The organism is Delftia sp. WSY_12, from assembly GCF_043104645.1.
Classification (GTDB): domain Bacteria; phylum Pseudomonadota; class Gammaproteobacteria; order Burkholderiales; family Burkholderiaceae_C; genus Comamonas; species Comamonas tsuruhatensis.
In genome coordinates this window covers 83,650-109,128 of sequence record NZ_JBICKW010000022.1, presented here as the reverse complement: position 1 = coordinate 109,128, position 25,479 = coordinate 83,650, and the positions used below count along the sequence as shown (strand labels likewise).

Genomic DNA, 25,479 nt, shown 5'->3' with positions numbered 1-25,479 from the left:
GCGCCAGCGCTTCAGCGCTTCTTGTTGCCCAGGATGCCGCCGAGCACGCCGCGCAGGATTTCCTTGCCCAGCGAATTGCCCATGGTGCGCATGGTGGACTTGGCCATGGTCTGCACCAGGCCGTCGTGCTTGCCTCCGCGCGGGCCTGTGGTGCCGAACAGAAGGTCCTTGAGCCCGTCCATCATGGCGCCGCCGCCTTCGCTGGCGGCGGGTGCGGCTCCGGCAGGGCCTGCCGGCGAGGCCCCGTCGCCGGATGCTGCCGTGCGTCCGCGCAGCACTTCGTAGGCCGATTCGCGGTCCACCGCCTTTTCATAGACACCTGCCACCAGCGATTGCGCCAGCAAGACCTTGCGCTGCTCCTCGCTGATCGGACCGATCTGGCTGCCCGGTGGAATGACATAGGCGCGTTCGGTGATGCCGGGGCGGCCCTTTTCATCGAGGAAGCTCACCAGGGCCTCGCCCACGGCCAGCTCCGTGATGGCGGCCTCGATGTCCAGCCCCGGCTTGGGCCGCATCGTGGTGGCCGTGGCCTTGACGGCCTTCTGGTCGCGCGGCGTGAAGGCGCGCAGCGCGTGCTGCACGCGATTGCCCAGCTGGGCCAGCACGGTGTCGGGCACGTCCATCGGGTTTTGCGTGACGAAATACACGCCCACGCCCTTGGAGCGCACCAGGCGCACCACCAGCTCGATGCGTTCGAGCAGCACCTTGGGCGCATCGTTGAACAGCAGGTGGGCCTCGTCGAAGAAGAAGACCAGCTTGGGCTTGTCGGGGTCGCCGATCTCGGGCAGGCGCTCGAACAGCTCGGACAGCATCCACAGCAGGAAGGTGGAGTACAGGCGCGGCGAATTCATCAGCTTCTCGGCCGCCAGGATGTTGACCACGCCCTTGCCGCCCGCATCGGTCTGCATCAGGTCGTTGATGTCGAGCATGGGCTCGCCAAAGAATTTGTCGCCGCCCTGCGACTCGATGGCCACCAGCCCGCGCTGTATGGCCCCCACGCTGGCGGCACTGATGTTGCCGTACTCGGTGGTGAACTGCTTGGCGTTGTCGCCCACGTGCTGGAGCATGGACCGCAGGTCCTTGAGGTCCAGCAGCAGCAGTCCGTTGTCGTCGGCAATCTTGAAGACCAGGTTGAGCACGCCCATCTGCGTGTCGTTCAGGGCCAGCATGCGCCCGATCAGCAGCGGCCCCATGTCCGAAACCGTGGCGCGCACCGGATGGCCCAGCTCGCCGAACACGTCCCACAGCGTGGTGGGGCAGGCCAGGGGCTGGGGAATCTCGATGCCGCGCTCCTGCAGCGAAGCCGCCATCTTGGCGCCCGTGCTGCCGCTTTGGCTGATGCCCGACAGGTCGCCCTTGATGTCGGCCATGAACACCGGCACGCCGATTTCGGAGAAGCCTTCCGCCATTTTCTGCAGCGTCACGGTCTTTCCGGTGCCCGTGGCGCCGGTGATCAGGCCATGTCGATTGGCCAGTGCGGGCAGCAGCAGGCATTCTGTGGCAGAGTGGCGGGCGATCAGAAGTGGAGCGGCCATTTCGGGTTTCCTCGGGGGAGCATGCGGTCAAAAGTAAAATCCCAGCCGCAAGGTTAAATCAATATCAAAGGACAGCCTGTGGCAGGACACAGTAAATGGGCCAATATCCAGCACCGCAAAGGCCGCCAGGACGAAAAGCGCGGCAAGGTCTGGACTCGCATCATCCGTGAAATCATGGTGGCGGCACGCACGGGAGGGGGCGATCTCAGCGCCAACCCGCGCCTGCGCCTGGCGGTGGAAAAGGCCAAGGCGGCCAACATGCCGGCCGACAACATCAAGCGCAACATCGACAAGGCCACGGGCAATCTCGAAGGCGTGACCTACGAGGAAATCCGCTACGAAGGCTACGGCATTGGCGGCGCGGCGATCATCGTGGACACCATGACCGACAATCGCGTGCGCACTGTGGCGGATGTGCGTCATGCCTTCAGCAAGTACGGTGGCAACATGGGCACGGAGGGTTCCGTGTCCTTCCAGTTCAAGCATGTCGGACAACTGATCTTTGCTCCCGGAAGCGACGAGGACCAGATCATGGAAGTGGCGCTGGAGGCCGGTGCCGAGGACGTGATCACCGATGATGAGGGGGCCATCGAGGTGCTGACCGCACCCGCCGAGTTCGAAACCGTGCGCGACGCGCTGCAGGCCAAGGGCCTGACGCCGGAGGTGGCTGAAGTCACCATGCGCCCGGAAAACACCATCGCCCTGCAAGGCGATGATGCAGCCCGCATGCAAAAGCTGCTGGACATGATCGAAGACCTGGATGACGTACAGGACGTCTACCACAACGCTGAACTATGAAAATTCTTGTGATTGGTGGCGGAGGCCGCGAGCACGCCCTGGCGTGGAAACTGGCTGAATCGCCGAAATCGACCAAGGTCTATGTGGCCCCCGGCAACGGTGGCACGGGCCTGGCCGGCGGCAAGGTGGAGAACCTCAACATCACCGACCCGCAGGCGCTGCGCGAGTGGGCGCAGGCCGAGAAGGTCGCGCTGACCGTGGTCGGCCCCGAGGCGCCTTTGGCTGCCGGCGTGGTCGATGAGTTCCGCGCCCACGGCCTGCGCATCTTCGGCCCCTCCAAGGCGGCCGCCCAGCTGGAAAGCTCCAAGGCGTTTTCCAAGGACTTCATGGCGCGCCACGGCATCCCCACGGCGCTCTACGAGACTTTCACCGACCCGGTTGCTGCCCACGCCTATGTGGATCGCCTGGGTGCGCCCATCGTGGTCAAGGCCGACGGCCTGGCCGCAGGCAAGGGCGTGGTCGTTGCGACCACGCTGCAGGAAGCCCACGACGCCGTGGACTTCATGCTCGTGGACAACAAGTACGGCGTGGCCCACAACGACGGCGGTGCCCGCGTGGTGATCGAGGAATTCCTCGCCGGCGAGGAAGCCAGCTTCATCGTGCTATGCGACGGCAAGAACGTCCTGGCCCTGGCGACCAGCCAGGACCACAAGCGCCTGAAGGACGGCGACCAGGGTCCGAACACGGGCGGCATGGGCGCCTACTCGCCCGCGCCCGTGGTCACGGCCGACGTGCATGCCCGCGCCATGCGCGAGATCATCCTGCCGACCATCCGTGGCATGGAAAAGGACGGCATTCCCTACACCGGCTTCCTGTATGCGGGCCTGATGATCGATGCATCCGGCCATCCCAAGACGCTGGAGTTCAACTGCCGCATGGGCGACCCCGAGACCCAGCCCATCATGATGCGTCTCAAGAGCGATCTGGTGGACGTCATGCTGGCGGCCACCGATGCCAAGCTCGACCAGGTCGAGCTGCAATGGGACCGCCGCACGGCGCTGGGCGTGGTCATGGCCGCAGCAGGCTACCCCGAGGACCCGCGCAAGGGCGATGCCATCAGCGGGCTGCCGCAGGACGCCGCCGATGCCATGGTCTTCCATGCCGGCACCCAGCTCAAGGACGGTGTGCCCGTCACCAGCGGTGGCCGCGTACTGTGCGTCACCGTGCTGGCCGACAGCGTCAAGCAGGCCCAGCAAAAGGTCTATGACGTGGCGCGTGGCATCCATTTCGATGGTGCCCAGTACCGCCGCGACATCGGCTTCCGTGCCGTGAAGAACTGAGTCCATGGCAGAGCAATCGACCGGGCAGGCGCTGCCCGTGGCCCGGGTGCGCGAGTACCTGACGGGCCTGCAGGCCCGCATCACGCAGGCGCTGGAACAGGTGGAAGGCGAGGGCGGTGCACGCTTTCTGTCCGACGCCTGGAGCAAGGGCCCCGGCGAGCGCCTGCAGGGCGATGGCATCACCCGCATCATGGAAGGTGGCCGCGTGTTCGAGCGCGCGGGCTGTGGCTTCTCGCATGTGCGCGGGCCGCAGCTGCCGCCCTCGGCCACGCAGCACCGGCCTGAGCTGGCCGGTGCGCCGTTCGAGGCCATGGGCGTGTCCCTGGTCTTCCATCCGCGCAATCCTTTTGTGCCTACGGTGCACATGAATGTGCGAATGATTGCGGCCGGCTCAGGTGCAGCCGGCTCAGGTGCGGCAGGGCAGCCGGGCAACGAACCCACCTGCTGGTTCGGCGGCGGCATGGACCTGACGCCGGTCTACGGCTTCGAGGAAGATGCACAGCACTTTCACCGCGTCTGCCGCGATGCGCTGGCGCCTTTTGGCGACACGCTTTACCCGCGCTTCAAGACCTGGTGCGACGAGTACTTCCGCCTGAAGCACCGCAACGAGCAGCGCGGCATCGGCGGCATCTTCTTCGACGACTTCTCGGAGCTGGGCCAGGCGCGCAGTTTCGACATGCTGCGCTCGGTGGGCGATGCCTTTCTGGAGTCCTACCTTCCCATCGTCGAGCGCCGCCAGGCCATGGACTACGGGCAGCAGCAGGTCGATTTCCAGCGCTACCGCCGCGGCCGCTATGTGGAGTTCAACCTGGTCTGGGACCGGGGCACGCACTTCGGCCTGCAGTCCGGCGGGCGTACGGAGTCCATCTTGCTGTCCATGCCACCGCATGCGAGCTGGAGCTACCAGCGCGAGGACGCGCCCGGCACCCCCGAGCGCGCTTTGCTGGAGCAATTCCTGGTGCCCCGCGACTGGCTTTGAGCCCGAGAGCCGCCCTCCCGAGCGGCGTGGCGAAATCCGCGCGTGCAAGGGAATAGGCGGCAAAACTATAATTTCAATAGCTTGAGGCGCAGCGTTGGCTGCGTTCTCCACTTTCTTCGGCGCGAAATCTTCCGGCGATCTGTGGGCGAACTCCATGCATTTTGGAGCGCCGCTACAGCCCAGCCCTCTACGGGCCGCACGGCGCTCGCGCTATATTGATCCCATTCCTATTCCATTGATCACCGCCTGATGACCACTTCCACCAAATCGGATTCCGCAGCCAAGCGCGACGTGACCAAGCTGCAACGCGCCATTGTTGACGGCCTCGAAAACGTCAAGGCCCAAGACATCCAGGTCTTCAATACCGAAAAGCTCTCGCCGCTGTTCGAGCGCGTGATCGTGGCTGCGGGCACCTCCAACCGCCAGACCAAGGCGCTGGCCTCCAGCGTGCGCGACGCCGTCAAGCAGGCCGGTTTCCCCGTGCCGCGCCAGGAAGGCGAAGAAAACGGCGAGTGGATCATCGTGGACTGCGGCCAGGCCGTGGTCCATGTCATGCAGCCGGCCATCCGCCAGTACTACCGCCTGGAAGAGATCTGGGGCGAGACGCCTGTACGCCTGAAGCTGGGCGCTCCCAAGCCCACGCGCTCGGCTGCCACCGACAAGGCGGAAGAAAAGGCCAAGAAGGCTGCAACCAAGAAGGCGGCGGCAACCGCTGCCAAGCCTGCAGCCAAGAAGGCCGCTTCTGGCGCAGCCTCCGCCGCCGCCAAGAAGCCCGCTGCCAAGAAGGCGGCCCCTGCCAAGGCCGCTGCACCCCGTTCCGCAGCGGCAAAGCCGGCCGCCGCAAAGTCGGCTGCTGTGAAGTCGGCCGCAGCCAAGTCGCCGGCCGGCAAGACGGCGGCGCCCAAGGCCATCAAGACCGTGGTGGTCAACCGCGCCCCCGCCAAGGCCAAGGCTGGCGCCGCTGCCAAGCCTGTCGCCAAGCCGGCAGCCAAGCGCGCTCCCCGCGCCAAGGCCTGAGCGGTTCAGGGCTGACGCTGCATGAAGCTGTTGATCGTGGCCGTGGGCCAGCATGTGCCCGACTGGGCGCAGACAGCCTACGACGACTACGCCAAGCGTTTTCCTCCGGAACTCAAGGTGGAGCTCAAGGCCGTCAAGACGGAGCCACGCGGCTCCAAGACGGTCGAGACCCTGTACGCGGCCGAGCGCAAGCGCATCGAGGCCGCCATTCCGCGCGGCACGCGCATCGTCGTGCTCGATGAGCGCGGCACCAATCTGACGACCAAGGCCCTGGCCCAGCGCCTGCAGGGCTGGCAGCTGGAGGGCGATGACGTGGCCCTCATCATCGGAGGCCCGGACGGTCTGGACCCCGCCTTCAGGCAGGCCGCACACGAGCGCATACGCCTGTCGGACCTGACCCTGCCGCATGCCATGGTGCGGGTGCTGCTCATCGAGCAGCTGTACCGTGCCTGGTCGGTCAACGCCGGCCATCCCTACCACCGGGAATAGGGCCTGTCCCGGCTCCCGGCCTCTGCCAGCGGCCCTGTCACGCGGATCCGAGGATCTCGTGATACTATGATTTTGATAGCCTTCAGCGCTTTGCAACAAAGGGCTGAAGGCATTTCTCATTCTTATCATGCCGCCATTCATCTACCTTGCCTCCCAGAGCCCCCGCCGCCGCCAGCTGCTGGAGCAGCTGGGTGTGGCCCATGAGCTTTTGCTGCCCAACGCCGAGGGCGACATTGCCGAAGATGCCGAGGCCATAGAGGCCGAACTGGCCGATGAGGCAGCGCGCGACTATGTGCAGCGCGTCACCGCGCTCAAGCTCGATGCCGCCATGGCCCGCCATGCGCGCCGCGCCCTGGCGGTGGCGCCCGTGCTGTGCTCGGACACCACGGTGGCGCTGGATGGCCGCATTCTTGGCAAGCCTGCCGATGCCGACGATGCCCGCCGCATGCTGACCGCGCTTGCGGGCCGCGAGCACGAGGTGCTGACCGCCGTCGCCATACAGCACGGCACGCGGCGCCTGGCTGCTCTGTCGGTGTCCCAGGTCTGCTTCTCGGCCATGAGCGCGCAGCAGATCGACGCGTATGTGGCCTCGGGCGAGCCCATGGGCAAGGCCGGCGCCTATGGCATACAGGGCCGCGCGGCGGCCCATGTGCAGTGGCTGCACGGCAGCTACTCGGGCATCATGGGCCTGCCGCTGTTCGAGACGGCGGCGCTGCTGCGCGAGCTGGGCTGGGCACTGTAGGCCGGCTCCCCGACCTGGGCCCGCAGGGGCGTACAGGCATGCGCAGACCGCCAATGGCAGCGGATGGCGCGGCAAGATAGTGGCAAGCGGCCACCGGCGCAATGATTGCCGGGCCGCCATGGCCGAGAAATACAAACGACAAAGCACACCACAGGCACAGCATGCAGCAAGACATTCTGATCAACTGGTCGCCACAGGAAACGCGCGTGGCCATCATCGAGAACGGCGCCGTCCAGGAGCTGCACATGGAGCGCCCGCTGGAGCGCGGCCTGGTCGGCAACGTCTATCTGGGCAAGGTCTCGCGCGTGCTGCCGGGCATGCAGTCGGCCTTCATCGACATCGGCCTGGAGCGGGCAGCCTTCCTGCATGTGGCCGATGTCTGGCAGCGGCAGGAAGGGGGCGAGGCCCCCATGTTCGCGCGCAAGGACATGCCTGTCGTGCCCATCGAAAAGCAGGTTTTCGAAGGCCAGACCATCATGGTGCAGGTCATCAAGGACCCGATCGGCACCAAGGGTGCGCGCCTGTCCACGCAGATCAGCATTGCGGGGCGATTGCTGGTGCTGCTGCCCCAGGATGACCATATCGGCATCTCGCAGAAAATCCCGCAGGGCGAGCGCGACGCGCTGCGCGCCCGCCTGCAGGGCCTGGTGGGCACCAAGGAAACCGGCGGGGGCGGCGGCTTCATCCTGCGCACCAATGGCGAGGACTCCAGCGACGCCGAGCTGGCCGACGACATCCGCTACCTGCGCAAGACCTGGAGCCGCATCAAGGACGCCTCGGTGCGCCTGCCGCCCATGTCGCTGCTGCACCAGGACCTCAACCTGCTGCAGCGCGTGCTGCGCGATCTGGTGGGCGAGGGCACGCAGAGCATCCGCATCGACTCGAAGGAGCAGTTCGCCCTGCTCATGACCTTCGGGCAGGAATACATGCCGGCGGCCGTTCCCAAGCTGCAGCATTACCGCGGCGAGCGGCCCATCTTCGACCTCTTCGCCATCGACGAGGAAATCGCCCGCGCGCTGGGCCGCCGCGTGGATCTCAAGTCCGGCGGCTACCTGATCGTGGACCAGACCGAGGCGCTGACCACGGTGGACGTCAACACCGGCGGCTACGTGGGGGCGCGCAACTTCGACGACACCATCTTCAAGACCAACCTGGAAGCGGCCCAGCAGATCGCGCGCCAGCTGCGCCTGCGCAACCTGGGCGGCATCATCATCGTGGATTTCATCGACATGGTGCGCGACGACCACCAGGCCGAGGTGCTGTCCGAATTCAAGCGCCAGCTCGGGCGCGACCGCGTCAAGACCATGGCGGGCGGTTTCTCGCAGCTGGGCCTGGTGGAGATGACGCGCAAGCGCACGCGCGAATCGCTGGCCCACATGCTGTGCGAATCCTGCCCTGTCTGCCAGGGCAAGGGCCATGTGAAGACCGTGCGCAGCGTCTGCTACGAGGTGCTGCGCGAAATCCTGCGCGAGGCGCGCCAGTTCAACCCGCGCGAGTTCCGCATCGTGGCCTCGCCCAAGGTGGTCGAGATGTTCCTGGACGAGGAAAGCCAGCACCTGGCCGGCCTGTCCGACTTCATCAAGAAACCCATCTCGCTGCAGGCCGAGACCGCCATGGCACAGGAGCAGTACGACATCGTGCTGCTGTGAACCGGTATTTATCTTGCCAATTCATTATCAATAGCGATTCGGCATCTTTTGCGCAAATGGGTTCATATGAATCGATTTGCGCGTTGCTATGGATTGTCGATTCCCGATAATTAACTTTGTCTCGGCATTTTTGATACCGTTTGTTGCAATCAGTGCCTCAGCAACTGAAAGGGCGACAAATGGGAATCGACTCCACCATTGTGCGTGCTGCCATACACCCGGGAATTGGTGTGGCGCGTATTGGCAATAGTCCGGATGGGTACTATGTCGGCCCCGAGCTGATGCATGTGCCGCCCATGGCGCCGGGCAGCCTGCGTGATGCGCAGGGCGCGCTCAAGCGCCAGGCTGCGCGCTTTCGCATCTACGGCTACAACGCCGCGGGCGAGGTGGTGCGTGAACTCACGGCCGACCAGGACGAAATCGAATGGGAAGTCGAACTGGCCAATACCAAAGCCGCCTGGTATCAATTCCAATTGGCGCTGGACGTGCCTGAAGCCGCAGCGGCCGATCCCACGATTTTGCGCAATGCCAAGGTGAAGGACCGGAAAAGCCTGGCCATTCGGCCGGGAGCCCGCCGCATTGCCAAAGGCTCGGCCCCGGTGGCATTCGACAGCGGCAGTTTCTGCGGCAAGCCGGTTTATCTGGGCGAATTGCGCATTGAAAAGACGGGCCAGCTTCTCGTGCTGGGAGGCCGTGGCGTCTCTGCCTCCGTGGATGGCTCCAAGGCCACCACGTTTGCGAACAACGAGGGCTGGCATGACGATGTGGCCGACGGCCCCGTGCGTGCCAAGGTCGTCGTGGCCGGCGTTTCCGTGCCGGTGGATGCGGCATGGGTCACGGTTGCGCCGCCCAACTACGGCCCGCAGATGAAGTCGGTGCGCACCATGAAGGACCTGATGGAGGATGTGTACATCCACTCGGGCATGGCCGCCTTCCCGCTGCACGTCTCCTTCAGCCGGCACATCCTGCCCATACTCCAGCGCCAGAGCAGCCTGCAGTGGGCGAACAAGGGCTTTGCATCCCAGTTCGGCTGGGGCGGGGCGGCCAGTGCGGATGACGAGGCGTGGATCGCCAGGCTCAACAGCCCGGGCACGACCTGGGCCGAGCTGCGCCAGCAGGTGGCCAATGCCTTCCGCCGCTTTGACCGTGATGGCGCCTCTCCCCAGCCCTGGCCCTGGCTGTATGGCGACGCCATGGCCGTGCCGCCGGCCGACACACCGCGCCAGCATGCGGCGCTGACGGCCACGCAGCTGAGGATGCTGGACCTGTGGGCCGCAGGCCACTTTCTCTCCGACTGGACGCCCGGCCAGAAATACCCGGCCCAGCTGTCCGATGTGCCGCTGCAGGAGCAGCCCACCATGCTCGACCATGCCGCCATGGACGACTGCCTGGCCGATGCCTTTCACCCGGGTTGCGAGATCACCTGGCCCATGCGCCACGCCAGCATGTACCGGGCGCCATTTCGCATCCGCGAGGCGGCCGAGAACCCGCCCGAGCTGCAGCTCTACGGCTCGCGGCTCACCCCCGCCGTGGCGCTGTCCGAGAGCGGGCCGCTGTATGCACAGGTGGCCGGTGACCTCACGCGCTGGATGGCCGTTCCCTGGCAGACCGACACCGCCAGCTGCCGCAGCGGCTACTACGCCGGCTACGGCCCGCGCTACGACCCCTACCTGCCCACGTTCTGGCCGGCCCGCGTGCCCAACCAGGTGCTGACGCAGGAGGCCTATGAAAAGGTCATCGATACCGAACTGCCGCGCGAGCAGCGTGTCGCCGCCTTCAACCGGCGCGAGTCGTGGTTCCGCACCCTGGGCGAGGGAGGCTATGAGAGCGAAATCAACCGCATGATCAGCCACTTCGGTGACATGGGCGTCATCGAGAATCGGCCGGGCCCGCGTGGCGACAAGGACTTCCCGCCGTTGATGCAGGTGGAAAACCGCATCGCCCCGGCGCCGTCGCACATGCTCAAGACTGCCGTGCAACCGGCCGGGCAGGAAGCGCCTCCCCGCATCGAGCCCTTCGACGCAGACAACGAAGAGCAGCTGCGCGCCCTGACGCAGCGCGGCCCGGTGCTGCCGCGCTGAATGGCGGCCACGTCTATGTCTGCGCATGCCATGGCCACCGCGCCGCTGCCGGATGAACTGGATGTGCTCGTCGTGGGCGCGGGACCGGCGGGCGCGGCCGTTGCCGCGCAGCTGGCAGGGCATTGCCGCGTGGCGCTGGTAGGACGCGCCGTGCAGGCAGGGCGGGCCATTGGCGAAGCCCTGCCCGCTGCGGCTCGGGTGATTCTGTCCGACCTGGGCGTGTGGGATGCGTTCGCGGCACAGGGCCACCGTCCTGCCTGGTCGCGGCGGTCACTGTGGGGAAGCTCCGAGGTCATCTTTCAGGACGCACTGTTCGACCCGCATGGCGCGGGCTGGCACCTGGACCGCAAGCGTTTCGACGCCATGCTGCTGGAGGCTGCGCGCAGCCGTGGCGTGCCCTGCCTGGTGCCCGCCACGCTGCGCAGCCTGCAGCGCCAGCCACCGGGCGCACCCATGCGCTGGCGCTGCCTGATCGATAGGGCACAGGGCGACCCGGCGCACGGCCCGTTGGAGCTGTCCTGCCGCATCGTGGTCGATGCCACGGGCCGCGCGGCCCGGGTGGCCCGGCAGGCGGGTGCCGAGGTCCGCCGCGACGGCCGCCTGGTCTGTTTTCACGCCTGGGTGGAGCCGCCATCGCATGAGCATGCAGGCACCACCATGATCGAGTCGGATGCTGAAGGCTGGTGGTACAGCGCCGATCTGCCTGATGGCAGTTGCGTGATTGCCTGGCAGACCGATATCGACCTGCCCGAAGCCCGGCGCCTGCGCAGCACGGCGGATCTGCTGGACATGGCCGATCGCACGGCCCTGGTGGGCGCGCGCAGCGTGGGCAGCCAGGTGCTGGAGCCGTTGCGGGTGGCCGCCGCCCACGAGCAATGGCTGGATGCAGCCAGCGGGCCGGATTGGCTGGCTGTGGGCGATGCCTGCCTGTCCTTCGATCCGCTGGCATCGCAGGGCCTGCTCAATAGCCTGGTCACCGGCAGCGAGGCCGCCCTGGCCGTGCGCCGCAGCCTGGCGGGCGACGCCGGTGCGTTGCCTGCCTGGGATGCGTGGATCCGGTCGATACGCGCCGCGTACCGCAGCCATCACGAGCACTACTATGCGCTGGAGCCGCGCTGGGCGAACGAGACGTTCTGGGCCCGCCGCCAGCGGGCGCCGGAGGCGGGGAACGGAGCCGGCGTTATTGCCGCTCCAGCTTCGCCGTCTGAACGATGGCATTCCAGCGCTGGTACTCGGCCCGCGTGAATTCGCGGAAGGCCTTGGAGTCCAGCAGGCGCACTTCGCCGCCCAGCGCCGTCACCTTGGACTTGAAGTCGGCATGGCCCGCCACCTTGAGCGTGGCATCCCCCAGCCGCTTGACGATGGCTGCCGGCGTGCCCTTGGGCGCCAGCACGCCGTTCCAGGTGCCGGTCACGAAGGCGGGGTAGCCGCTTTCCTTCATGGTCGGCACATCGGGCAGGGCGGGCAGGCGCTGCTCCGAGGTCACGGCCAGGGCCTTGAGCTTGCCCGACTGCACGAAGGGCAGGGCGGGCGTGACGTTCTCGAAGATGAAATCGATCTGGCCGCCCAGCAGGTCGGTCAGGGCCGGCGCGCTGCCCTTGTAGGGCACATGCACCATGTCCAGCTGGGTGGCGCTCTTGAACAGCTCGCCCGACAGGTGGACCGTGGAGCCGCTGCCCGGCGAGCCATAGCTCATGCCGGTCTTTTGCGCGGCGGCGCGTGCCACCAGGTCCTTCACCGTCCTGGCGGGCGTGCGCGCCTCGTTGACCACCAGCACGTTGGGGATGGTGGTGACCAGGGCCACGTATTCGAAATCGCCCAGGTTCTTCTCGCTCAGGTTCTTGTACAGGCTCTGGTTGATGGCCTGGGTGCCGGCCGTGCCGAACAGCAGCGTATAGCCATCATTGGCCGCCGAAGCCACGCGGCTGGCTCCGATGGATCCGTTGGCGCCGGAGATGTTTTCCACGATCACGGGCTGGCCCAGCGATTCGGACAGGCCCTGCGCCACCATGCGCGCCAGCACATCGGTATTGCCGCCAGGAGCGAAGGGCACGACCAGCTTGACCGGCCGGGTGGGATAGGCATCCGCCCAGGCTTGGGGCAGGGGCAGCAGCGTGGCGCCAAGCAGCGCGGCCGCGCGCAGGAATTGCTTGCGTGAAAGGGTACGGGGCATGGGGGATGTCTCCTTGTCGATGTTCTGGTGGCGCAGCGGCTGGGGCCAGCGGCGGATTTTCAGGCGGGCCAATGCTGGGTGGTGGCTGTCTTGACGTCAATCAATGTTTTGGCAGGACGTCATGCGGCGGGGGAATGACCTGTCCGGCCTTGCTCGGCAAATGAGAAGGATTGCGTTGACATGCGCCCGTCATTGCGCCTGCCATCACGGCGCAAGGCTCCTGGACTCGCCTGTGGCAAGGACCGCACCGCTGCTGAATCCGCCTCCGGCGCTGCCGTGCAACTGCCCGCTAACATGCGGCTTTGCGGCGCCTGCGTGGACGTGCACGATGCGCCCCATGGCATGGGCCGGCGCCCGTTACGGCGCCGGGGTTGGGGCGGGCATTGCCGATGTCCATGCCGACGCCAATGCCGATGCAGCTCAGAAATCCGCCCTCAGGCTCACCGTCATGTTGCGCGGCTCGCCCCACCAGCCCTGGTTGTAGAAGCCGATCTGGCTGTAGTACTGGCGGTCCAGCACGTTGTTGAGCTGCACGCTGGCCGACCAGGTGGGGTCGATGCGGTAGTGGGCCGAGAGGTTGACCACCAGGTAGCTGCCCTGGCCGACCTGCACGCTCTGGCGCAGCGGGTTGGTCACGTTCTGCCAGATGCGGCTTTGCCAGCGCAGGTTGCCGCCCAGGCTCAGGCCCTGCAGCGCACCCTCGAAGCTGCGCATGGCCGTGAGCTTGACCAGGCTGCGCGGGTGCGTGGTGTTGAAGACGGCGCCGCTGGCGCTGCGTGCCGTGTAGTGCGTGTAGCTGGCGCCCAGGCGCCAGCCCCGGGCCGGCTCGCCGCTGAGTTCCAGGTCGATGCCGCGCACCTGGGCGCCCTTGACTCCCCGGTAGGCCTTCTGGTCCGTGGTGCCGTCGATGAATTCGCCCGTGTCCTGCGCCAGGTTGTCCTGGCGGGTCTGGAACAGCGCGGCAGAACCCTGCAGCCGGTCCTGCAGCCAGGAGCCCTTGAGGCCCAGCTCGAAGGCCTGGCCGGTGACGGGGTCCAGGATGCTGCCTTGCTTGTCGCGGTAGTTCTGGGGTGTGAAGATTTCCGTGTAGCTCAGGTAGGCCGTGTGCCGGGCATCGATGTCCCACAGCAGGCCGGCGTAGGGCGTGATTTCGTTGCTGTAGCGGTAGTCGCGCAGGCTGCCGAAGTAGTTCTGGCGCGTGGACCAGCGGCTCAGGCGGGCGCCGGCCACGGCCGTCCAGCCATCGGCCAGCGAGAAACGCCCCACGGCATAGCCGCCGCTTTGGCGCATGCGGCTGTCGTCGCCGCCGTTGGAGACGTCGGACCAGCCCGGCTCGGCCAGGCTGCCGTTGCGCCAGTCGAGGAAGTTGTCCGTGGCGGGCGGCGTGCCCAGCGGTGCGTAGCGGCGGATGTCGATGTCGTCGCGCACATGGTTCCAGCCCACGGCAATCTCGTGCTGGCGCCCGAACAGCGCGACCGGGCCGCTGGCCGTGAGGTGCAGGCTGTCGCGCGAGCGGTCGCCCCGGTACTTGATGAAGGAGTTGGCCATGCCCAGGCCGGTGCTGGCGTCCGGCGCGCCGCCCCGGTAGACGTAGCGCATGTCGTAGTTGCCGTCGTTGCGGCTGTAGGCGGCGCGCAGCAGCCAGCGGTTGTCCAGGCGGTGGGTCAGGTCAAACGTGGCCGTGGTGTTCTCGGTGCCGAAATGCGACCAGCGCGTGTTGTTGGACACCGAGCGGTCGAAGTCCGTGCGGCTGCCGTCCGCATAGAACAACGGAAAGCCGGCGCCCATGCCGGGGCTGGTGTTCTTCTGGTATTCGAGGCTGGTCACGAGCCGGGTGGCGGGCGTCAGGGCCGCGCTGACCACGGCGTACAGGCCCTGCCTGCGCTGGCCGAAGTGGCTGACGTAGCTGTCGCTGTCCGATTGCACGGCCACGACGCGGCCATGCACGCGGCCTTCGCGGTCCAGCGGCAGGGACAGATCGGCCTCGGCGCGGCGCAGGTTCCAGCGGCCCAGCGTCAGCGATGCATGGCCCCCCGCCGTCTCGCGCGGCTGCTTGCGCACGAAGTTCACCGTGGCCGACGGATCGCCCGAGCCATTGAGCAGGCCCGTGGCGCCGCGCACGATTTCCACGCGGTCGTAGAAGGCGGTGTCCATGTCGGTGGCGCCGAAGTTCCACAGGCTGTTGATGGGCGAGGCCAGCCCGTCGAACTGGAAGTTGCTGATGCCGAAGCCGCGCGAGGAAAACTGGTAGCGGTTGCTGTCGCTGCGGCTGACCGACAGGCCGGGCGCGGAGGCCTCCAGCGTCTGCGAGACCGTGAGCTGGCCGGCATCGTCCATGAGCTGGCGCGTGATCACGCTGACCGACTGCGGTGTCTCGCGCGCCGACAGTTGTAGGCCCGTGGCCGTGCCTGTGGAGCCGCTGGTATAGCGGGCCGTGCCTTCGGTGGTGCCGGCATCGGCGGCGGCGCGCACGGTGACGGTGCCCAGTTCGGTGTCGCCATTCCTGGCAGGGGGCCTGTCCTCGTCGGCGGCCCAGACTGCTGGCGCAGGGGCGGCACAAAGGGCACAGATCAGCAGGGACAGTGGGGTCCGCGCGCCTTGGGGGTGTCGCGGGGCGGGGTTTTGGATGCGAATGCTCATCATTTCCATGGTCCTGGGCGTGAGCCCGGATTGTGGGAAATGTGCGCCGCCGCCGCCTGTTCCCGGCGACGCCAGTCCTATGGCTTGCGACGCAGGCTGCCTTGGCTGGGTGCGTGGCCGAAGCGCTGGCGAAAGGCCGTGGCGAAATTGCTGGCGTGCTGAAAGCCCACGCAGTCGGCCGCTTCCTGCACGCTCCAGCCCTGTGCCAGCCGCTCGCGCGCCAGCTGCATGCGGCGCTCGCGCAGCCAGCCGAACACGGTCTGGCCGTAGGCGGCCTGGAATTTCTCGCGCAGCGTGGTCGGGCTCATGCAGGCCAGGCGCGCCAGGTCGTCCAGGCTGTGCGCCTGGCCCGGCGCTGCATCCATGCACTCGCGCACGCGCTCCAGGCCGCGCCTGTCCCGGGGATGGATGCGCGGCAAGGGCGCAGGCCGCGGCTGCGCATGTGCCTGCAGCGCGCAGGCCAGCACCTGCAGCGCAATGCCTTCGCGGTGCAGCCGGGCCAGGCTGCCGCTCCAGACGCCATCGAGCAGCTGGCGCAGCGAGACGGCCAGGTGCTCGGGCAGCGACCAGGCATGCAGTGGCGGGCCGGGTTGCCGCATGGCCTGGTGCAGCAGCTCGGCCAGTTCGGCATCGGCGCAGGCCTCGGGCGCCTCGATGGACAGGTTGAAGCCGCGCACCGTCTGGCCTGCCGCATGGGTGGCCTTGAGAATCTCGGTGTCGCCGCACGAGAATGCCGCCGCCGCATGGCGCGTCACGCTCAGTGCACGGCGGGCGCCCGGCAACTGCAGCTCGGCCTGGCCGTCCAGCAGGACCACGGCGGTGAAGCGCCGCGGGTGCTCGGATGTGGATTCATAGCCGTGGTCGATGCGGATGTCGGAGCTGACCAGTTGCAGGCCCGAGGGCAGCTGGTGCTCCTGCACCTGCCCCTCGAAGATGCAATCGCTTTCGGAGACGGCAGAGAGAAAGCGCACGCTGAAACCGTGGCGCTGGCGCATGGCGTCGAACTGCGCCGTGGTGTAGCGCTGGGAGGAGGTGGGCATGGGTGAGCGGAATAGAAGGCCCGCAGTCGGATTCGAGAATGCTTCTCATTATCCGGGGCTGCAGGCCCGCTCGCCCACAAACCTCAGAGTTTGCGCAGCCGATCCAGTGCCGCGCGCAGCGTGCTGTCCTGCTTGGCAAAGCAAAAGCGCACCACGCGCTGGTCGAAGCCGTCGCCATAGAAGGCCGACAGCGGGATGGCCGCCACGCCATGCTCCCGGACCAGCCACTGGCAGAACGCGGCTTCGTCCAGGTCCGACACGGCCGAGATGTCGGCGCAGACGAAATAGGTCCCCGCCGTGGGCAGAAGGCGCAGGCGCGAGCCTTCCAGGCCCTGGCGGAAAAGATCGCGCTTGGCCTGGTAGAAGGCGGGCAGCTGAAGATAGGGCGCGGGGTCGGCCATGTAGCTGGCCAGGCCCGCCTGCATGGGCGTGTTGACGGTGAAGACGTTGAACTGGTGGACCTTGCGGAACTCGGCCGTGAGTGCGGCCGGCGCGGCGACGGTGCCCACCTTCCAGCCCGTGACATGGTAGGTCTTGCCGAAGCTGGAGACGATGAAGGCGCGCGCCGCCAGGCCGGCAAAGCGCGCGGCGCTCTGGTGCTGGCGGCCGTCGTAGACCATGTGCTCGTAGACCTCGTCGCTGATCAGCAGCACGTCGGTGGGCGCCAGCAGCTCCTGCAGCTGCAGCATCTCGGCATCGCTCCAGATGGTGGCGCTGGGGTTGTGCGGGCTGTTGATGATCAAAAGCCGGGTGCGCGGCGTGATGGCGGCGGCAATTTTGGCGAAGTCGGGCTTGAAGCTGCCCGGCGTCAACGGTACGCGCACGGGCACGCCGCCGGCCAGCTCGATGTTGGGCACGTAGCTGTCGTAGCAGGGGTCGAGCACGATGACCTCGTCGCCAGCATGCACGGTGGCCAGGATGGCGGTGAGGATGGCCTGCGTGGCGCCGGCCGTGACCGTGATCTCGGTGCCCGCATCGTAGCTGCGGCCGTACAGCGCCTGCATCTTGTCGGCCATGGCCTGGCGCAGCTGGGGCAGGCCGGGCATGGGCGGGTACTGGTTGTGGCCGGCCTGCATGGCGGCCGTGACGGCATCGACCAGCCTGGGGTCGCAGCCGAAATCGGGAAAGCCCTGGCCCAGGTTCACCGCCTGGTGCTCGGCGGCCAGGGCCGACATGGTGGTGAAGATGGTCGTGCCCACATGGGGCAGGCGGCTGGGGAAGGCGGGCGTGCGGGGCGTGGCAGAAGTCATGGCGGAAACAGCGGACAGCGGGAGCGGACCCGCACTGCAGGTCCGGTGGGGCGGAGGATCAGAGTTCGTAGTCGTGCACGTGGCCGTTCATGGCGCGCATGATGAGATCGCGCGTCAGGCGGTCGCTGAGCAGTTCGGCGAATCGGTAGACGAAATTGCGCAGGTAGGCGCCGCGCTTGATGGCCACGCGTGCCACGCTCTGGCCGAACAGGTGGCCCATGGGGCGCACGACCAGGTCATTGACCGGGTCGTCGCGCATGGCCATTTCGGCCACGATGCCGATGCCCAGGCCCAGGCGCACATAGGTCTTGATCACGTCGGAGTCAATGGCCTCCAGCACGATGCGCGGACGCAGGCGGCGCGTGGCAAAGGCCTGGTCGATCTTGCCGCGGCCCGTGAACGAAGGGTGGTAGGTGATCAGCGATTCGTGGGCGATGTCGTCCAGCGTGATGCGCTCTTTCTGCGCCAGCGGGTGGCCTGTGGGCATGACCAGCACGTGCTGCCATTCGTAGCAGGGCAGGGTGACGAGATCGGGGTAGTCGGCCAGGGATTCGGTGGCCATGCCGATGTCGGCCACCTCGTCGATGACCATGCGCGCCACCTCTGCCGGAGTGGCCTGGTGCAGGCTGATCGTGACCTTGGGATACAGGTCGCGCAGCCGTGCCACGGCAGGCGGAAGCACGTAACGGGCCTGTGTGTGGGTGGTGGCAATCGACAGCGTGCCGCTGTCCTGGGCGCTGTACTGCTCGCCGATGCGCTTGAGATTTCCGATCTCGCGCATGATGAGCTCGATGCTCTTGAGCACCTCCAGGCCGGGTTCGGTGATGCGCTTGAGGCGCTTGCCGTGGCGCGCAAAGATGTCGATACCCAGCTCTTCCTCCAGCTCGATGATGGCCTTGGAGACGCCGGGCTGCGAGGTGTGCAGGGCCTTGGCCGCCTCGGTGAGGTTGAGGTTGCGGCGCGCCGCTTCTTGGACGAATCGGAATTGGTGCAGGTTCATGGCGGTGACAGCAGGGTGCTGCGCGCCATTATGCTGCATTTATATAAAGAAGCGATTCGTTATTTCAGCTTCCCGGTGCGCCACGGGGCTCCGTGGCCACCAGTGCCAGTTCTGCCAGCAGGGCTGTGACACGCGGATGCTCGCCCACGGCCGGCTGCAGGTCCACGGCCACCTGCGGATGGGTATCGCCTATCTCCTGCACCAGCTTCGGGATGTCCTCGCGCGCATGCTTGCCCGTGCCAAGGAACAGGGGCAGCACGGTGATGTGCGTGGCACCGGCCTCGACCAGCCCGCGCGCGGCAGTGGGCAGATCGGGCGCGCAGGCCTCCAGGTAGGCGCAGGCGGCCAGGGATTGGGGATGCGTCTGCTGAACGGCCTTCAGCACGGCCTCGATGGGTTGGCGCCACAAGGCGTCGCGCGAGCCGTGTGCCAGCAGGATCAGTCCGGTCCTGCCGGCAGATGTTGTCTCGTTTTGCATGGCAACGGTCCTAGCGGCGCAGCACCAGCCAGGTGAAGGCCGTCAATGAAAGAAGGCTGTAGAGCAGGCCCGGCGCCGCAGCGGTCAGCCAGGGCGACCAGGTCTGCAGCGTGCCGATGTAGCCGAACACGTTGTTCAGCAGGAAGAAGCTGATGCCGGCCATGACGCCGCCGAACACATAGGCCGCGATGCCGCCCGAGCGGAAATGCAGGTAGGCGAAAGGCAGGGCCAGCACCACCATCACCAGGCAGCTCATCGGGTAGAAGACCTTGCGCCAGAACTCGATCTCGTACTTCTGCGCAGCCTGGCCGTTGGCTTCCAGGTGGCGCACATACTGGAACAGCGAGATGGTGGACATGCGATCGGGCTTGAGCAAAGCGGCCGAGACCATCTCGGCGCTGATGCCCGTCCTCCAGTTCATGCTGTCTTCTTTCTCGCGCTGCAGCACCATGCCGCCGTCGGGCTTGGCCGTCAGGCGGCTGGCCTGCACGCCCTGGAGCATCCAGGATTCTCCGTCTTCGCTCACCTGCGCCGATTCCGCATGGATCTGGGCAGAGATGCGGCCCTGGCCGTCAAAGTCGAAGATGCGCACATTCGAGAAATCGCCCGGCCCGCGAATGGCACGCACGTTGATGGCAATGGAATGATCGCCCTGGCGCTCCTTGAGCCAGGCACCCGTGGCCCCGCGTGACAGCTGGGCCAGGTGGATGGCGCGTATGTTCTGGCCCGCGTTCTCGGCCGCAGGTGCCAGGTAGTCGCCCGTGCCGAAGGTGACCAGCACAAAGCCCAGGCCCAGCACCATCAGCGTGCGCAGCGCCAGCCAGGGGCCCATGCCGCTGGTGCGCATGATGGTGAATTCCGAACTCTGGGCAAAGCGCGCCATCACGTAGATGGTGCCGATCAGTACGGTGATGGGCATCAGCTCGTACAGGTGGCTGGGAATGCGCAGCACCACGAAAAGCAGCGCGTGCGTGATCTTGTAGCCGTTGTCGCCGCCGCGCCCGACCCATCGCAGCTCATCGACCAGATCGAAGAAGAAGAACAGCGCCAGGAAGGCCAGCGTCACATAGCCGACGGCCGCGATGATGTCGCGGTACAGCAGGTTTCTCAGAACTCTCATCATGGCACCGCCTTCGCGTCGTCCAGGGCAGTCGGCTTGCAGGGCCTGCGCCACAGATCGCGCGGCGACCAGCGCCTGTGCCGCACCAGCAGCACCAGCAGCGCCAGCAGCAACGTGCCGCCGTGCAGCAGGGCCGTCATGGCGGGCATGCTCAGCTTGCCCGAGGCCACCCAGTTCTCGCCCAGCGTCATGAGGTTGTAGTACACGATGAAGGCGAACAGCGCGAGCATGAGGCTGCCGCTGCCACCGGCACGCGGGTTCACGCTGGCCACGGCCAGGCCCAGGATCACGAAGTTCAGCGCCGCCAGAGGCAGGCCTATGCGCCAGCCCAGTTCGGCGCGGTAGATGGGTTCGGTGCGCGGCAGCAGCTCATGCGTGTACGTGCTGCGCGCGGCCATTTCCTCGGCGGCGGCCAGATTGTTGCCGCTGCCGAGCTGCGTGCCGTATTCCTTGAACTCGCTGATCTTCACCGAGCCGTCGCTGGTCTGCGTCTCCATGCGCTGGCCGTCGGTCAGCACGGCCATGCGTTCGCCCTTGACCACTTCCAGCCGCGCCCCGCGCGCCGAGGTCACGGACTCGCGCCCGCGCTCATTGGCCACGATGAACACATTGTTGGCAGCGGTGGCGCTGGGCACGTCCTTGTCGATGAAGAACACGCGCGAGCCGCCGGCAGACTCCTGGAACTCACCGGGAGCGATGCGGTCGATGTCGCTGCGCTGCTCGAACTGGGTCTTGATCTGCTCGATCTGCTGATTGGCCCAGGGCAGGATGCCCAGGCCCAGCACGGCGATCACGGCCAGCACCGGCCAGGCAAAGCGCAGCAGCGGGCGCAGCAGGCTGGCCAGCCCCTGGCCTGCGGCGAACCAGATCACCATCTCGCTGTCGCGGTACATGCGCGACAGTGAACCGACCACGGCCACGAAAAGTCCCAGGCCCAGGATGGTGGGCAACTGGCCAAGCACCGTATACCCCATGACCAGCAGAACGTCGGAAGGGCTGACATTGCCCTTGTAAGCCTGACCCAGCGTGCGGATCAGCATCATGGTCATGACGACCGTGATCAGCACCACGACCGTGGCACCGAAGCTGCGGGCCAGCTCTTTGCGTATGGATGAATCGAATAACATTGGCTGAAAGGAAAACGCCGATTATGAACTTTGAACTGAAGCCGTTGACGACTGCCGCTGCAGTACGTGAAAAGTGTGACCTGTTGTTGGTGCTGGTGACCGAAGCCACGGCCACGGGCAGCGACGCGCTGTCCACCCTGGTCGCTCACGCGGTCAAGGCCGGAGATTTCGAAACGGCAGCCGGCAAGCAGTTGGCACTGTACGGCCTGCCGGCCGTGGCCGCCCGCCGCGTCGTGCTGCTGGGCGCGGGCAGCGGCTCGGCCCGCGACGTGCGCCAGGCCGTGGCAGGCGCAGGCTCGGCCCTCAAGGCAAGCGGCGTTGGCAAGGCCGTGCTGTGCTTCGGCTTCGAGGCCACGGGTGGCGCTGTTGCAGCAGCGGTGGTGGCAGCGGCCGATGCCTGCTACAGCTATACCCACACCAAGCCCCAGGCCAAGCCTGTGGCGCTCAAGAAGCTGGTGATCGCGGCGACGGGCGCCAGTGCCGCGTCCGGCAAGTCCGGCGACAAGGGCGGGGACAAGGGCGGCATCGCCGCCGCTTTCAAGATCGCCGTGGCCCAGGCCGAAGGCATGGCCCTGGCGCGCGAATGGGCCAATCGCCCGGCCAACCACGCCACTCCCATGCTGCTGGCCGACGCAGCCCGTGCCCTGGCCAAGCTGCCCGGCATCAGCTGCAAGATCCACGGCCCCGCCGAAGTCGCCAAGCTCGGCATGGGCGCCTTCATGGCCGTGGCCCAGGGGTCGGAGCAGCCGCTGCGCTTCATCGAGCTGCACTACAACGGCGGCGCCAAGGGCGCCGCGCCCGTGGTGCTGGTGGGCAAGGGCATTACCTTCGATACCGGCGGCATCTCGCTCAAGCCTGCCGCCGAAATGGACGAGATGAAGTTCGACATGGGCGGTGCCGCCAGCGTGCTGGGCGTGTTCCAGGCGCTGGCCCAGCTGCAGCCGGCCATCAACGTGGTCGGGCTCATTCCGGCCTCCGAGAACATGCCCGGAGGCGCAGCCGTCAAGCCGGGCGACGTGGTCACCAGCATGAGTGGCCAGACCATAGAAATCCTCAACACCGATGCCGAAGGCCGCCTCGTGCTCTGCGATGCGCTGACCTACGCCGCCCGCTTCAAGCCCCGCGCCATGGTGGACATCGCCACGCTGACCGGTGCCTGCGTCATCGCCCTGGGCGGGCTGCGCAGCGGCATGTTCTCGCCCAGCGACGAGCTGGCCCGTGCGCTGGAGCAGGCGGGCGATGCCGCGCTCGACCCGTGCTGGCGCATGCCGCTGGACGAGGAGTATGGCGAAGGCCTCAAGAGCAATTTCGCCGACATGGGCAATGTGGCAGGCCGCGCAGGTGGTGCGGTCACGGCGGCCAAGTTCCTGCAGCGCTTCGTGGGAGACATTCCCTGGGCTCATCTGGACATCGCCGGCACGGCCTGGAAGAGCGGCGCCGCCAAGGGCGGCACGGGCCGCCCCGTGGGCCTGCTGCTGCACTACCTGCTGGCCAGCGTCGATGCCGGCAAGGCGCCATCCAGGGCCGGCGCGCCCAAGTCGGTTGCGGCGCCCAAGGCCGGCTCTGCCAGCCGCCGCAAGGCAGCCGCAGCAGTCCAGCCGGAGCAGGCCTGATGGCATCGTCCCCATCCGCACGGGCCTGCGCGAAAGGAGCGTCGCTTGACTGAAGTGGCGTTCCATTTCAACGCGCCTGACAAGCTGGCCTATGTGTGCCGTCTTGCGCGCAAGGCGCTGCGGCATCGCACGCAATTGGTGGTGCTGGGATCTTCCGCGTCGCTCAAGGCCTTGTCGCCCAGGCTCTGGAGTGTCTCGCCCACCGATTTCCTTGCCCACGCCGTCGAAGGCGATGGGGCCGGCATTGTGGCCTTCTCGCCCATCGTGCTGCTGGAGCGGCTGGACAGCGCGCCGCACCACGACATGCTGGTCAATCTGGGCGGCGATGTGCCAGAAGGATTCGAGCGCTTTGCGCGTGTCGTTGAAGTGGTGTCTGCCACCGATGAGGAAGACCGGCATCTGGCCCGGCAGCGCTGGAAGCATTACGTGGCGCAGGGGATTTCCATCAAGCGCCATGACCTGGTCCTCAAGGAGTAAGCCATGAGCGCTCCCTCCAAAACCCCGCCACGCTTTGTTCCCACGCTCACCGATGTCGTGCCGGTCGATGCGGCGCAGTCGCCGGTGGCAGAACCGCCCGCTGTCGCTGCTTCCGAACTGCCGCACAGTGGCGAGACCGATTCCTGGGCGAGCGAAGGCATGCTTGCGCCACGCCGCGGCCTGGTTTCCATGCCCGCGTCCCTGCCGCCGCTGCCCCTGGATCTGCAACCCCAGCGGTCCATGGTCGCCGAGCCTGCGCCGCCTGGACAGGGCCCGCGGCCTGCAGTGCAGCCCGTGCATTCCGACTATCTGCCGCCCAGTGCGCCGTCCGTGGAAATGCAGCTGGCCCAGGAGAGCCGTCTGCTCGAAGTGGCCGGAGTTGCCGAACCGGCCGATGTGCCAGAGGTGGCCCCGGCCGCACCGATCGAGGACGACATTCCTGCCGCGCCGGTGGTGCAGGCCGACGCTGCCACGCAAGGGGTCGAGCCGGATCCGGCATCTGCGGCACCTGGAGCACCTGGGGCATCACCCGCCTGTGCATTGCCCACCATGGAGTCCATCTGGGACAGCCACGCGCAGCAGGTCACCGAGGAGTATCTGGTCCATCGCCTCATGCAGCGCGTGGACCTGGTGCTGGACCAGCGCCTGCGCGATGCCATCGCCACGGTGGTGCAGCAGCAGACGCGATCCATCGTCGTGCGCCTGCGCGAAGAGGTGGAGTCGGTGGTGCGCCAAGCCGTCTACGAGGCCGTGGCCGACGAACTGGCCCACCGGGCGAGTGCCGCACGCGGCGATGCTGTACAGGGCGGGGGGCGTTGATCCGTGATCGGGTAGGCGGGTGAAGGGTGAGAGGTGCCCGCCTGACCCGGCCTTCAGCCTGCGCGTGCCGGGCCTGAGAACACCTCGGGATTGAGGATGTTGCTGGGCTGGCCTGCAGCGAAGTTCACCACATTGTCGAAGGCGGCGCGGAAATACAGCTCATAGCTGTCTTGCTCCACATAGCCGATGTGCGGCGTGCAGATGCAGTTCTCCAGCCGCAGCAGTGCGTGGCCCTGGAGAATGGGCTCGCTCTCGAAGACATCCACGGCCGCCAGGCCAGGGCGGCCACGGTTGAGCGCGCCCAGCAGCGCATCGGCCTCCACCAGTTCGGCGCGCGAGGTGTTCACGAACAGGGCTGTGGGTCTCATGCGCGCCAGATCCTGCGCGGTGACGATGCCGCGTGTGGCTTCATGCAGGCGAAGATGCATGGACAGCACATCGGATTCGGCAAAGAAATCCTCGCGCGAAGCGGCGGCCGAAAAGCCGTCGGCCTGGGCCTTCTGGCGCGAGGACTCGCTGCCCCAGACCAGAACCTTCATGCCGAAGGCATGGCCATAGTGGGCCACCAGCCTGCCAATGCGGCCATACCCCCAGATGCCCAGCGTGCGCCCGTGCAGCACGCTGCCCAGCCCGAAATTGGCGGGCATGGACGCCGCCTTGAACCCCGATTGCTGCCATGCGCCGTGCTTGAGGTTGGCGATGTACTGCGGCAGCCGCCGCGTGGCCGCCATGATCAGCGACCAGGTCAGCTCGGCCGGTGCGATGGGCGAGCCCACGCCCTCGGCAATCGCAACGCCCTGGTCGGTGCAGGCCTGCACATCGATATGGGCGCCGGCCTTGCCGGTCTGCGCGATCAGCTTCAGGCGCGGGAGTTTTTCCAGCAACTGCCGGCTGATCTGCGTGCGTTCGCGGATCAGCACGATGATGTCCGCATCGCGCAACCGCACCGACAGCTGGCCCACACCCTTGACGGTATTGGTGAAGACCTTGGCGTTGAACGGCTCCAGCAGCCGCGCACAGTCCAGCTTGCGTACGGCGTCCTGGTAGTCGTCAAGAATGATGATGTTCATTGCCTGTGAATCTCTCATAAGCCTTTGATTTATCTCCGGGTTGCCGCGCAAGAGGTTGTCGGCAAATGTTCTGATCCGCTTTTGCGCTTTGCCCTGGGCATC

Annotated in this window: 22 protein-coding genes; 12 read left to right on the top strand and 10 right to left on the bottom strand. The window is 66.9% G+C overall.

The genetic code is table 11. The features are described from left to right. Positions 1-11: 11 nt before the first annotated feature. Entirely contained in the window at positions 12-1,535 is a 1,524-nt protein-coding gene (locus ACF8LI_RS12900) for a helicase HerA-like domain-containing protein (protein ID WP_016446883.1), read from the bottom strand. Between the two features lie 78 nt (positions 1,536-1,613). Between ACF8LI_RS12900 and ACF8LI_RS12895 the strand changes: the two genes are divergently transcribed. The 9 genes from ACF8LI_RS12895 to ACF8LI_RS12855 all read left to right on the top strand — a co-directional run bounded on the left by ACF8LI_RS12895 (position 1,614) and on the right by ACF8LI_RS12855 (position 11,815). Next, a complete protein-coding gene (locus ACF8LI_RS12895; RefSeq protein ID WP_012205357.1) occupies positions 1,614-2,333 on the top strand; it encodes a YebC/PmpR family DNA-binding transcriptional regulator in 720 nt (239 codons plus the stop codon). Beyond that, complete coding sequence (purD, locus tag ACF8LI_RS12890) at positions 2,330-3,613, top strand: phosphoribosylamine--glycine ligase (protein WP_012205358.1); 1,284 nt, start codon at positions 2,330-2,332, stop codon at positions 3,611-3,613. The genes ACF8LI_RS12895 and purD overlap by 4 nt, the downstream gene beginning before the upstream one ends. Positions 3,614-3,617: 4 nt before the next feature. Beyond that, complete coding sequence (gene hemF / locus ACF8LI_RS12885; RefSeq protein WP_052013937.1) at positions 3,618-4,592, top strand: oxygen-dependent coproporphyrinogen oxidase; 975 nt, start codon at positions 3,618-3,620, stop codon at positions 4,590-4,592. Positions 4,593-4,841: 249 nt separating this feature from the next. Then, positions 4,842-5,609, top strand: coding sequence for a ribosome silencing factor (gene rsfS, locus ACF8LI_RS12880; RefSeq protein ID WP_016446885.1), 768 nt, complete (start codon positions 4,842-4,844; stop codon positions 5,607-5,609). Between the two features lie 21 nt (positions 5,610-5,630). Then, on the top strand, positions 5,631-6,098 hold the full coding sequence (gene rlmH, locus ACF8LI_RS12875) for a 23S rRNA (pseudouridine(1915)-N(3))-methyltransferase RlmH (RefSeq protein WP_012205361.1): 468 nt from the start codon (positions 5,631-5,633) through the stop codon (positions 6,096-6,098). Positions 6,099-6,225: 127 nt separating this feature from the next. Then, complete coding sequence (locus ACF8LI_RS12870; RefSeq protein WP_043820971.1) at positions 6,226-6,840, top strand: nucleoside triphosphate pyrophosphatase; 615 nt, start codon at positions 6,226-6,228, stop codon at positions 6,838-6,840. Positions 6,841-7,001: 161 nt separating this feature from the next. Then, positions 7,002-8,489 carry a ribonuclease G gene (rng, locus tag ACF8LI_RS12865; protein ID WP_013802635.1) on the top strand — a complete coding sequence of 496 codons (1,488 nt, stop codon included), beginning with the start codon at positions 7,002-7,004 and terminating at the stop codon, positions 8,487-8,489. 179 nt (positions 8,490-8,668) lie between these two features. Beyond that, entirely contained in the window at positions 8,669-10,570 is a 1,902-nt protein-coding gene (locus ACF8LI_RS12860) for a LodA/GoxA family CTQ-dependent oxidase (RefSeq protein WP_392412971.1), read from the top strand. A 15-nt stretch (positions 10,571-10,585) separates the two neighbouring features. Further along, positions 10,586-11,815, top strand: a complete 1,230-nt coding sequence (locus ACF8LI_RS12855) for an NAD(P)/FAD-dependent oxidoreductase (protein WP_392412969.1) — start codon at positions 10,586-10,588, stop codon at positions 11,813-11,815. Here ACF8LI_RS12855 and ACF8LI_RS12850 read toward each other — a convergent pair. The 8 genes from ACF8LI_RS12850 to lptF all read right to left on the bottom strand — a co-directional run bounded on the left by ACF8LI_RS12850 (position 11,751) and on the right by lptF (position 21,398). Further along, a complete protein-coding gene (locus tag ACF8LI_RS12850) occupies positions 11,751-12,743 on the bottom strand; it encodes a Bug family tripartite tricarboxylate transporter substrate binding protein (RefSeq protein WP_392412968.1) in 993 nt (330 codons plus the stop codon). The genes ACF8LI_RS12855 and ACF8LI_RS12850 overlap by 65 nt on opposite strands. A gap of 420 nt (positions 12,744-13,163) precedes the next feature. Continuing rightward, positions 13,164-15,383, bottom strand: coding sequence for a TonB-dependent siderophore receptor (locus ACF8LI_RS12845; protein ID WP_312839819.1), 2,220 nt, complete (start codon positions 15,381-15,383; stop codon positions 13,164-13,166). Positions 15,384-15,460: 77 nt separating this feature from the next. Further along, complete coding sequence (locus ACF8LI_RS12840; protein WP_312839818.1) at positions 15,461-16,423, bottom strand: helix-turn-helix transcriptional regulator; 963 nt, start codon at positions 16,421-16,423, stop codon at positions 15,461-15,463. A gap of 83 nt (positions 16,424-16,506) precedes the next feature. Further along, positions 16,507-17,673 (bottom strand): pyridoxal phosphate-dependent aminotransferase, encoded by a 1,167-nt coding sequence (locus tag ACF8LI_RS12835; protein ID WP_016445879.1) that lies wholly within the window; start codon positions 17,671-17,673, stop codon positions 16,507-16,509. Between the two features lie 58 nt (positions 17,674-17,731). After that, positions 17,732-18,673 carry a CysB family HTH-type transcriptional regulator gene (locus ACF8LI_RS12830; protein ID WP_016445880.1) on the bottom strand — a complete coding sequence of 314 codons (942 nt, stop codon included), beginning with the start codon at positions 18,671-18,673 and terminating at the stop codon, positions 17,732-17,734. A 64-nt stretch (positions 18,674-18,737) separates the two neighbouring features. Continuing rightward, the gene (locus tag ACF8LI_RS12825; protein ID WP_046237932.1) at positions 18,738-19,151 is read right to left on the bottom strand and encodes a sirohydrochlorin chelatase; all 414 of its coding nucleotides are present in this window, start codon (positions 19,149-19,151) and stop codon (positions 18,738-18,740) included. A gap of 10 nt (positions 19,152-19,161) precedes the next feature. Continuing rightward, on the bottom strand, positions 19,162-20,271 hold the full coding sequence (gene lptG, locus ACF8LI_RS12820) for an LPS export ABC transporter permease LptG (RefSeq protein ID WP_277848505.1): 1,110 nt from the start codon (positions 20,269-20,271) through the stop codon (positions 19,162-19,164). After that, entirely contained in the window at positions 20,271-21,398 is a 1,128-nt protein-coding gene (gene lptF, locus ACF8LI_RS12815; RefSeq protein ID WP_016445883.1) for an LPS export ABC transporter permease LptF, read from the bottom strand. The genes lptG and lptF overlap by 1 nt, the downstream gene beginning before the upstream one ends. Before the next feature lie 23 nt (positions 21,399-21,421). On the opposite strand from lptF, the gene ACF8LI_RS12810 reads away from it, so the two are divergent. From ACF8LI_RS12810 to ACF8LI_RS12800, 3 genes are read left to right on the top strand one after another with little or no spacing between them, the layout of a single operon-like run. After that, positions 21,422-23,011, top strand: coding sequence for a leucyl aminopeptidase (locus ACF8LI_RS12810; protein ID WP_046986618.1), 1,590 nt, complete (start codon positions 21,422-21,424; stop codon positions 23,009-23,011). 45 nt (positions 23,012-23,056) lie between these two features. After that, complete coding sequence (locus ACF8LI_RS12805) at positions 23,057-23,488, top strand: DNA polymerase III subunit chi (RefSeq protein ID WP_016445885.1); 432 nt, start codon at positions 23,057-23,059, stop codon at positions 23,486-23,488. 3 nt (positions 23,489-23,491) lie between these two features. After that, complete coding sequence (locus tag ACF8LI_RS12800) at positions 23,492-24,307, top strand: hypothetical protein (RefSeq protein WP_312839816.1); 816 nt, start codon at positions 23,492-23,494, stop codon at positions 24,305-24,307. 53 nt (positions 24,308-24,360) lie between these two features. On the opposite strand, the gene ACF8LI_RS12795 is transcribed toward ACF8LI_RS12800, so the two are convergent. After that, entirely contained in the window at positions 24,361-25,377 is a 1,017-nt protein-coding gene (locus ACF8LI_RS12795) for a D-2-hydroxyacid dehydrogenase family protein (RefSeq protein ID WP_016445887.1), read from the bottom strand. Between the last annotated feature and the right edge of the window lie 102 nt (positions 25,378-25,479).